The following is a 9,067-nucleotide window of genomic DNA, read 5'->3' as shown; positions in this document are numbered from 1 at the left end:
CGGAGCGGGTGGTGTGTTTGATGGCGTAGCGGCCGCCGACGGTCAGGGGGCGGGTCTCGTCCATCCAGCAGACCATCGCCTCGATGTCCTGCGCGACCGTGGGGGCGTTGTGGGGGCGGCAGATCATGTCTCCGCGGGAGATGTCGATCTCGTCTTCGAGGCGGACGGTGACCGACATCGGGGGGAACGCCTCCTCGACCGGCCCGTCGGCGGTCTCCACTGCCGCGATGCGCGAGGTGAACCCCGACGGCAGCACCATCACCTCGTCACCGGCCTTCAACACCCCCGAGGCGACCTGACCGGCATACCCCCGGTAGTCCGTCACCGTGGTCGACTGCGGCCGGATCACGTACTGCACCGGGAACCGCACGTCCTGCAGGTTCCGGTCCGAGGCGATGTGCACCCGCTCCAGATGGTGCAGCAACGACGGCCCCTCGTACCACGGCATGTTCTCCGACCGGGACACGATGTTGTCACCCTGCAACGCCGACACCGGCACCACCGTCAGGTCCGGCACGTCCAACTTCGCCGCGAACGCCGTGAACTCGTCCGCGATCGCCTCGAACACCTCCCGGTCGAAGTCGACCAGGTCCATCTTGTTCACACACAACACCAGATGCGGCACCCGCAACAACGAACACAGAAACGCGTGCCGCCGCGACTGCTCCACCAGGCCCTTACGCGCGTCCACCAGGATCAACGCCAGGTCCGCCGTCGACGCCCCCGTCACCATGTTCCGCGTGTACTGGATGTGACCCGGCGTGTCCGCGATGATGAACTTCCGCCGCGGCGTCGCGAAATACCGGTACGCCACGTCGATCGTGATGCCCTGCTCCCGCTCCGCCCGCAAACCGTCGGTCAACAACGCCAGGTTCGTGTACTCGTCCCCCCGCGCCGCGGACACCGCCTCCACCGCCGCCAACTGATCGGTGAACAACGACTTCGTGTCATACAACAACCGGCCGATCAACGTCGACTTACCGTCGTCCACACTCCCGGCCGTGGCGAACCGCAACAGATCCATCGGCCGCGTCTCCACCTCGACCGGCGCCATGTCGATGCTCATCAGAAGTAACCCTCCCGCTTACGGTCCTCCATCGCGGCCTCGCTGACCCGGTCGTCGCCCCGCGTCGCGCCCCGCTCGGTGATCCGCGTCGCGGCCACCTCCTCGATCACCGCCGCCACCGTGCCGGCATCCGACCGCACCGCCGCCGTGCACGACGCGTCACCCACCGTCCGGTACCGCACCACCTCCACGAACGGTTCCTCACCCGCCCGCGGGGTGAAGAACTCGTTCACCGCATACAACATGCCGTCCCGCTCCACCACCTCACGCTCGTGCGCGAAGTAGATCGACGGCAACGGAATCCGCTCCCGGGCGATGTAGTGCCACACATCCAACTCGGTCCAGTTCGACAACGGGAACACCCGGATCGACTCACCCGGATGATGCCGACCGTTGTACAACGACCACAACTCCGGCCGCTGGTTCTTCGGATCCCACTGCCCGAACTCGTCCCGGAACGAGAACACCCGCTCCTTCGCCCGCGCCTTCTCCTCATCCCGCCGCGCCCCACCGAACAGCGCGTCGAACCGGTGCTTCTCCACCGCGTCCAACAACACCGGCGTCTGGATCCGGTTCCGCATCCCGTCCCCGGACTCCCGCACCAACCCCCGCGTCAACGCCTCCGGCACCGACGCCACGATCAACTGCAACCCCAACTCCGCCACCCGACGATCCCGATACTCCAGAACCTCGGGAAAGTTGTGCCCCGTATCCACATGCATCACCGGAAACGGCACACTCGCCGGCGCAAATGCCTTCTGCGCCAACCGCAACATCACGATCGAATCCTTACCACCCGAGAAGAGCAGCACCGGCCGCTCCATCTCCGCAACCACCTCACGCATCACGAAGATGCTCTCCGCCTCCAACTCGTCGAGCTGGGAGACCTGGTACGCAGCCGATCCGCTGCTCATCGCGTGTCCTTTCCGGTCGAGGGGACGCCTCCGGTCGAGGGGACGCCGGAGCCGGGGGCCGCCGCGCCGGAGAGCTGCCGCGCGAGGGCGGCGAGCAGCGGCACGGCGAGCTCCTGACGGCACACCAGCAGGTCGGGCAGGCGCGGGTCCGCCTGGTTGTAGGTCAGCGGGGAACCGTCGACGCGCGACGCGTGGAACCCGGCGGCGGTGGCCACGGCCACCGGGGCGGCGGAGTCCCACTCGTACTGGCCGCCCGCGTGGACGTACGCGTCGACCTCACCCGTCACCACGGCGGCGATCTTCGCCCCCGCCGAGCCCATCGGCACCAGCTCGGCGCCGATCTCGGCGGCCAGTTCCGCCAGGAAGGCCGGGGGACGGCTGCGGCTGGCCGCCAGCCGCAGCGGCGCGCCGGTGCCGGCGGACGGTGCCGGCGGGGCCGGCGGGTCGTCGGTCACCAGCACCCGCCCCTGGGCGGGCAGGCCGACGGCCCCCGCCACCAGGCGGTGGGGCGTCGACGCCGTACGCGCCCACAACGCCACGTGCACCGCCCAGTCCGAACGGCCCTCCTCGGAGAACTCCCGGGTCCCGTCCAACGGGTCGATGATCCACACCCGGTCGGCGGTGAGCCGGCCGCCGGCGTCGACGCTCCCGACGACGCGGGAGTCCTTGTCCTCCTCGGACAGGACCGCGTCGTCCGGGCGGTGGGTCGCCAGCTCGGCGAGCAGGAGGTCGTGGGAGGCCCGGTCACCGGCGGCCTTCAGCGCGGCCGGGTCACCGTGGCCGTGCGCGGAGCGTACCCGCAGCAGCAGTTCGCCGGCGTGGGCCGCGAGCCGGCGGGCGAGGCCCGCGTCGGTTTCCGGAGGGGTCAGGGGCGGCATGGCAGCTCCTCGCAGGGGCCGGTGGGAAACGCCCGGGCGGTCATTGGACCGCCCGTCGACTGAAGCAGCGGACGCTGAGCCAGGTCAGCGCCACGGCCACCCCGGTGAGCACGCTCAGGCACACCCACGCCGGGATGTGCGGCACCTCGGGCAGCAGCGCGCCGCGCACCCCCTCCGAGACGTACGTCATCGGGTTGAGCGCGGTGACCACCTGATACCAGGGCAGCGACAGCCTCGGCCAGGGGTAGTGGATGCAGCCGGTCCAGATGATCGGGGTGAGGATCACCGAGAAGGTGACGTTGATCCGCTGCACCGGCAGGGTGGTGGCCAGGCTCATCCCGATGGCCCCGCCGATCCACGCGCCGAGCAGCGCCACCACGAACGCCATGGGCAGCCCCGCCGGGCGCCACGGCGCGGAGCCGACCACCAGCGCGCCGAGCGGATAGATCAGCAGGGCCGCGAGCAGCCCCCGGACGGTGGCGATGACCAGCTTGCCGATCGCGACGAGGCTGGTCGGCAGCGGGGCCATCAGCCGGTCCTCGATCTCCATGGTGAAGCCGAACTCCTTCACCAGCGGCAGGGCCACGCTCTGCAGCGCGGTGGTGAGGGCGGCCAGCGCGATGATGCCGGGCAGGAAGAGGTCGGCGAAGTTGCGCCCGACGATGCCCTGCCCGCCGAGGATCGTGTCGAACACGAAGAGCATGAACAGCGGCGTCAGCCCGACCTGCACCAGGATGACCCACAGTTCGCGGCCGGTGACCATGAGGTCGCGGCGCAGCACGGCGGCGAACACCCGGCCGGCGCCGGGCCGGGCGCGCGGGGTGACCGCCGGTCGCAGCGGGGTCGGCGTGTCTACAGCGGTCACCGTGGTTCCCTTCCGGTCAGTTCGATGAAGACGTCCTCCAGGCTCGGCTCCCCGATGTCGATGGCGTTGAGCGCCGCCGACCGCGCGGTGAGCACGGTGACCGCCGCGCCGAGCAGCGCGGCGGGGTCGGTGGCCAGGTGCAGGCGCACGCGCAGCCGGCCACGACCGGCCGGGCCCCCGCCGTTGCGGCCCGCCGCGCCGCCGCGCCCGAGCAGGCCCGCGCCGGCCAGGGCCGCCAGGCCGCCGCCACCGGGCCGCGCCCCGCCGCCGGCCCGCGCGGCCAGGGCGGCCAGCGCCGCGCCGCCGCCGGCCCCGCCGGGCAGCCCCGCGCCGGGCCGCAGACCGGCCGGCACGGCGGGCGACGCGAGCCGTTCCGCCTTGCGTACGCCGTCCAGCTCGCCCAGCGCGGCGCACAGCGCCTCCGGGTCGTCGGCGGGGGACGGGGTGAGCGTGAGGTCGAGCAGCGCGTCGCCGGCCAGGCCCCGGACCAGGTTGTCCGGGGTGTCGAGGGTGAGCAGCCGGCCCTGGTCGACGATGCCGACCCGGTCGACGGTCCGGGCCGCCTCGTTCATCGCGTGGGTGGTGAGCACGATCGCGACGCCGCGCTCGCGCAGCTGGCGGATCTGGCCCCAGATCAGCAGCCGGGTCTGCGGGTCGAGGGCGTTGGTCGGCTCGTCGAGGAAGAGCACCATCGGGTCGTGGGTGAGCGCCCGGGCGATCATCAGCCGCTGGGCCATCCCGCCGGAGTACGCCTCGATGCGCCGGTCGGCCCGCTCGGTGAGGCCGAAGCGTTCCAGCAGCTCCCCGGCCCGGCTCTCGGCCTCCCGCCGGGACAGCCCGTGGTAGGTCGCGTGGTAGACCAGGTTCTGCCGGGGGGTCAGGGCGCGGTCCAGGTTGTTGTGCTGGGGCACCACGGCCAGTTGGGCGCGGGCGGCCGCCGGATCGCGCCCGACGTCGACGCCGCCGACCAGGGCCCGGCCGCCGGTGGCCCGCAGCCGGGTGGTGAGGATGCCGACGGTGGTGGACTTGCCGGCGCCGTTGGGCCCGAACAGCCCGAAGATCTCGCCCGGCGCGACGGTGAACGACAGCCCGTCCACGGCGTTGGTGTCGCTGCGGGGGTAGCGCTTGACGAGGTCGGCGACCTCGACCACGGCCGGCCCGTCTCTGCTGGGCATCTGCTCTCCTGTCTGGGGGTGCGGGGTGCCGCCGTCCGCCGCCGGCACGAGGGGTGCCGGCGGCGGACGGCGCGGTGCGGCGGTCAGCCGCCGGCGGGCTTGGGGTGGGCGCTGAAGAACTGCCAGATGGTCTCGGTGGCGTTCAGCGCGGTGGAGGGCGGGTCGAGGTTGAGCAGCCGCTGCGCGCGGGGCGGGTTGGGCTTGCCGCCGGGCCACTGGTGGCCGGCGTCGGTGATGGTGATCAGCTCGACGCCGCGCCCCTCGGGGCAGGTCGCGGCGGTGCGCACGACCGGGCCGTCGATGGTTTCCTTCGGCTCTCCGCAGTCGTCGACGGCGCGCCACCGGGCGGCCAGCTCGGGGGCGGGCGGGCCGTCGATCTTCACCGGGTTGCGGCCGGTGCCGCCGTTGTCGCGCCGGCCGGGACCGCCGCCGTAGGGCATGGTCTTGTCGAGCTTGCCCTGGATGTGCAGCACCGACACCGGCTTCGGGTCGGCGCACTGCCCGGTGAGCGTGGTCGCCACCGCGCCGACGGCGGCGAACACCGTGGTGTCGCAGACCAGCCGGAACGCGAGCAGCCCACCGTTGGAGATCCCGGAGACGTACGTGCGGGCGGGGTCGACCGGGACCGTCTCGCCGACGGTGCGGACCAGCTCCGTGATGAACTTGACGTCGTCGACGCCCTCGCGGGCGGGCGCGCCGCAGCACTCGGGCCCGACCGCCCAGGCGCGGTTGATGCCGTCGGGGAAGACGACCACGAAGCCCTTGCGGTCGGCCTCCTCCGTCCAGCCGTACGCCTCCTCGGCCTGTTCGCCGGTGCCGGCCGCGCCGTGCAGCATGACCACGAGCGGGACCGGGTCGGTCAGCTTCGCCGAGGCGGGCCGGTAGAGCCGGTAGGTGCGGTCCCGCCCGTCGACGGTCAGGGTGCGCTGGGAGGAGCCGACGGGCACGTCCGCCGTCGACGCGCCGTCGGCGGCGGGGCCGGCGCCCGGCCCGCCGTCGCCGGCCCCGCCGCCGCCCCGGGTGCAGCCGGCGAGCAGGGTCAGCCCGACGAGGAGCGCGAGCGCCCCGGCAAGGCGGGTGGCGGCGGGGGAGGGCGACCGGCCTGACCGACCGCCGGGAGCCCCGACGGTAGGGCGAAAATCGAAAAAAGTCATCATATGAACACTTTCGCCCGCGAATGTTCGAGGAATGTCAGGAACGGGCCAGGGTTCGGCAAGGGCTGCCGGCCGCCGGCCCGGCGCAGGAGGGGACGCCGGGCCGGCGGCACGGAGATCAGCAGCCGGCCTTGAGCTTGATCAGCTCCCAACCGCCCTCGGGGACGTCGTCGTTCGGGTCGGTACGCAGGTTCATCGGGTTCGCCATGCCCAGGTAGATGGTCGAACCGTCGACGACCATGTTGCGCACCCCGTAGTTCAGGTAGTTGCCCACCCCGGTGTCGCTGATCGTCGTCGCCGCCTTCTTCGTCGACGGGAACGCGTACAGGTCACCGCCGTACACCGCCTCGGGGATCTCGGCGGTGGCCCGCGCGCCGGCCGGCGCCGCCGCCACGGCCGGGGCCTTGGCCAGCACGTCACCCATCTGCGGCGACAGGCCGAGCTGGGCGGCGGTCTGCTGGCCGAACTCCTTGGCCAGGTAGCTCCAGTCCATGGTGCCGACGTAGAGCTTCCCGCCGGCGACCACCATCCGCCAGGTGTAGTTGTTGTACGGGTTGCCGAAGCCGGCGGGGCCGTACTTCGGGGTGTAGTTGGTCGACTTCGTCGTCCACGCGCCGACCCCGCCGTTGGCCTCCGGGTCGAACGCGGGCAGCTCGGTCGAGCCGTAGAGCAGGTCCACCTTCTGCTTCGACGAGCCGAAGCCCTTGCCCCGGTAGATGCTGACCGCCCGCTGGGTGTTCTGGGCCGTCGCGGTGATCCCGGCCTCGTCCACCGGCGGGTAGATGCTCAGGTGCAGGCTGGTGGCCTTCATCGGCACGTGCATGGTGCCCCAGTACAGGTAGCCGCCGTAGGAGGCCAGGCCGCCCAGGCCGTAGCTGCGGGCGACCACCGCGTCCGGCTCGTAACTGGCCACGTTCCACACCTGCTGCCAGGCGGCGTCATCGTCCGGGGTGAGCCCCGGCGCGCCGTCGGAGAGCTTCGGGCTCATCCACACCGAGGCGATGCTCGCCGGCACCGGGGCCGGCGCGGCCTCGCCGCCGGAGAACTCGTTGTCCGAGCCCGGCCAGGTGGTGACGAAGATCCGGCCCTCGTGGACGGTCAGGTCGGCGGCCTGCGCCGGCAGGGTCGCCACCTGGGCGAAGTTGAACGGGTCGGTCTTGCTGCCCATCCACCGCAGCACGTGGCCGCGGTTGCCGCCGTTGTTGCCCACGCCCACGCCCGCGTACAGCGCGCCGTCGGCCACGGTGAAGTGCCGGATGTTGCCGTACGAGGTGAAGTTGTGCGAGCCCAGGTACGCACCGGTGTCGGTGTCGAAGGCGAAGAGGTTGATGCTCTCGCCCAGCGCCGGTCCGCCCAGCAGGGCCACGCCGCCGTAGTTGCCGGCGGCCCGGATGCCGACCGTGTTCTGCAGCCGGGTCGCGTCGTCGGGCGAGGCGGCCTTCACCACGTCGGTCTTCTCGGTGAGCTGGTTCGACTTGGTGTCGTACGTGTACAGCCGCGGGATGCGGTGGTCGCCCAGCTTGACCGGCAACTGGGGGTTGCGCTTGGCGATCTGGCTCTCGCCGTACTCGCAGACCCAGTCGGCGTTCTGCGTGGGCACGGTGTTCTCCAGCGTCCGACCGCTGGTGAGGCAGTTGACGTTCGCTCCGGTGCCGAAGAACAGCGTCCGGCCGGCGCGGGTCATCCCCCACAGGTACGCCTGGTTGACCTTCGCCTGCCCCGTCTCGCAGGGCGGGCCCGCCGGGTACGGCTGCCCGATCCCGGCGAAGCACTCGTCCGGCGGGGCCTTCGCGAGGAGCTGCGTGGTCGGCGGCTGGCCGCCGGCCGCCCCGGCGGCGTCGAGCGGCGCGGCGAGCGCCGCCGAGGGAACCGCCAGCACGGGCCCGAGCCCGAGCACGGCAATGGCGGCTAACAGCCGCCGAGCGGAGATCCGGAGTGGATTCACCAACTGCCTCTCTTTCCAGCAAAAAGGGTGGGACACCGGCGGCCGGGCCCGGCGGTCCGGGCCGCGGCGCGCAGGAGAACGGGGTGCGGTGTGGGGTGGGGCGGGTCAGGCGGCGGCGGGCGCGGGCTTACGGGCCGGGGCGACGACCCGCCCGGCGACCCGCTCGGCCCACTGCGCGGCCTCGGGGAACTCCAGGTACTCGCCGAGCTGCGTCAGCTCGCCGACCGGGTCGGCGACCAGGTCCTCGTAGCGCATCCGCAGCAGGTGCTCCGGCGGCACGTCGGCCAGCGCCTGGTCGGCCTGGCTGGTCATGAACGCGCACAACCCGAGGTAGCGGCGCATGTCCTCGCCGCGCTCGCGCAGCGCCTCGGCGGTCAGCCGGTGCGGCAGGAACGGCTGGAGGTCCGCCGGCACGTCGTCGGCGTCGGTGACCCGGAACGGGTCCAGGCCGCAGCGGCCCAGGAACTCCACCCGGAGCTGGATGAGCTGGAACGACGAGTGCCGGCTCATCGACTTCGCCGTGTCCTCCCGGTTCCGGGTCAGATAGACGATCTTGCAGTCCGGGAAGCCCTTGAGCAGGTGCGGCGCCAGGTGGCTGGAGCCGCCGGAGCGCTCCACCCAGCGGGTCTTGCCGGTGAGCGTGGCCACCAGGTCCAGGAAGTCGCTGTGGTGGCGGGCCACCGACTGGGTGCCGAAGCTCGGGACCCGCTCGGCGAGCTGGTCGAACAGGGCGTCCGGGTCGTCGGTGAGCTTCGACAGGGTGATCGCCAGGATCCGGGGCAGCTCCGTCATCCGGTCGGCCCAGCGGCCCGTGGCCGGGTACCGGACCTCCTTGGGCGGCAGCCCGATCCGGAACAGCGTGGCCAGCTCCGGCTTGGGACTGGCCAGCACCGCCCAGTACTCCGCGCCGGTGATCACCTCGGCGCTGCGCGCCCACGGCGTCACCGACATGAAGAACTCCTGGGCCGACAGCGTGTCGGGCTCCTCGTGGATCAGGTCGGACAGCAGCGTCGAGCCGCAGCGTCCGTTGCTGATGATGATCGACCGACCCGTGATCGGGGTGTCCATCG

At 72.3% G+C, this 9,067-nt stretch carries 8 protein-coding genes; all 8 read right to left on the bottom strand.

Features of this window, described 5'->3' with window-relative positions:
* The coding region (locus GA0070558_RS26800) for a sulfate adenylyltransferase subunit 1 (protein ID WP_091283122.1) at nt 1-1,066 on the bottom strand (1,066 nt) is incomplete at its 3' end.
* Nucleotides 1,066-1,980, bottom strand: coding sequence for a sulfate adenylyltransferase subunit CysD (cysD, locus tag GA0070558_RS26795; protein ID WP_091284662.1), 915 nt, complete (start codon nt 1,978-1,980; stop codon nt 1,066-1,068). The genes cysD and GA0070558_RS26800, both read right to left, overlap by 1 nt.
* Nucleotides 1,977-2,858, bottom strand: a complete 882-nt coding sequence (locus tag GA0070558_RS26790) for a 3'(2'),5'-bisphosphate nucleotidase CysQ (protein ID WP_091284660.1) — start codon at nt 2,856-2,858, stop codon at nt 1,977-1,979. The genes cysD and GA0070558_RS26790 overlap by 4 nt, the downstream gene beginning before the upstream one ends.
* A 40-nt stretch (nt 2,859-2,898) precedes the next feature.
* Nucleotides 2,899-3,723, bottom strand: coding sequence for an ABC transporter permease (locus GA0070558_RS26785; protein ID WP_091284658.1), 825 nt, complete (start codon nt 3,721-3,723; stop codon nt 2,899-2,901).
* Complete coding sequence (locus GA0070558_RS34900; protein WP_091284655.1) at nt 3,720-4,898, bottom strand: ABC transporter ATP-binding protein; 1,179 nt, start codon at nt 4,896-4,898, stop codon at nt 3,720-3,722. The genes GA0070558_RS26785 and GA0070558_RS34900 overlap by 4 nt, the downstream gene beginning before the upstream one ends.
* Before the next feature lie 83 nt (nt 4,899-4,981).
* On the bottom strand, nt 4,982-6,052 hold the full coding sequence (locus tag GA0070558_RS26775; protein ID WP_256092143.1) for an extracellular catalytic domain type 1 short-chain-length polyhydroxyalkanoate depolymerase: 1,071 nt from the start codon (nt 6,050-6,052) through the stop codon (nt 4,982-4,984).
* A gap of 118 nt (nt 6,053-6,170) precedes the next feature.
* A complete protein-coding gene (locus GA0070558_RS26770) occupies nt 6,171-7,931 on the bottom strand; it encodes a hypothetical protein (RefSeq protein ID WP_256092142.1) in 1,761 nt (586 codons plus the stop codon).
* Between the two features lie 171 nt (nt 7,932-8,102).
* Nucleotides 8,103-9,065 (bottom strand): sulfotransferase, encoded by a 963-nt coding sequence (locus tag GA0070558_RS26765; protein ID WP_077937635.1) that lies wholly within the window; start codon nt 9,063-9,065, stop codon nt 8,103-8,105.
* Between the last annotated feature and the right edge of the window lie 2 nt (nt 9,066-9,067).

Origin of the sequence: Micromonospora haikouensis, from assembly GCF_900091595.1 — a bacterium.
GTDB lineage: Bacteria > Actinomycetota > Actinomycetes > Mycobacteriales > Micromonosporaceae > Micromonospora > Micromonospora haikouensis.
Note: the sequence above shows the minus strand (reverse complement) of the source record. Positions and strands in the feature narration are given on the sequence as shown.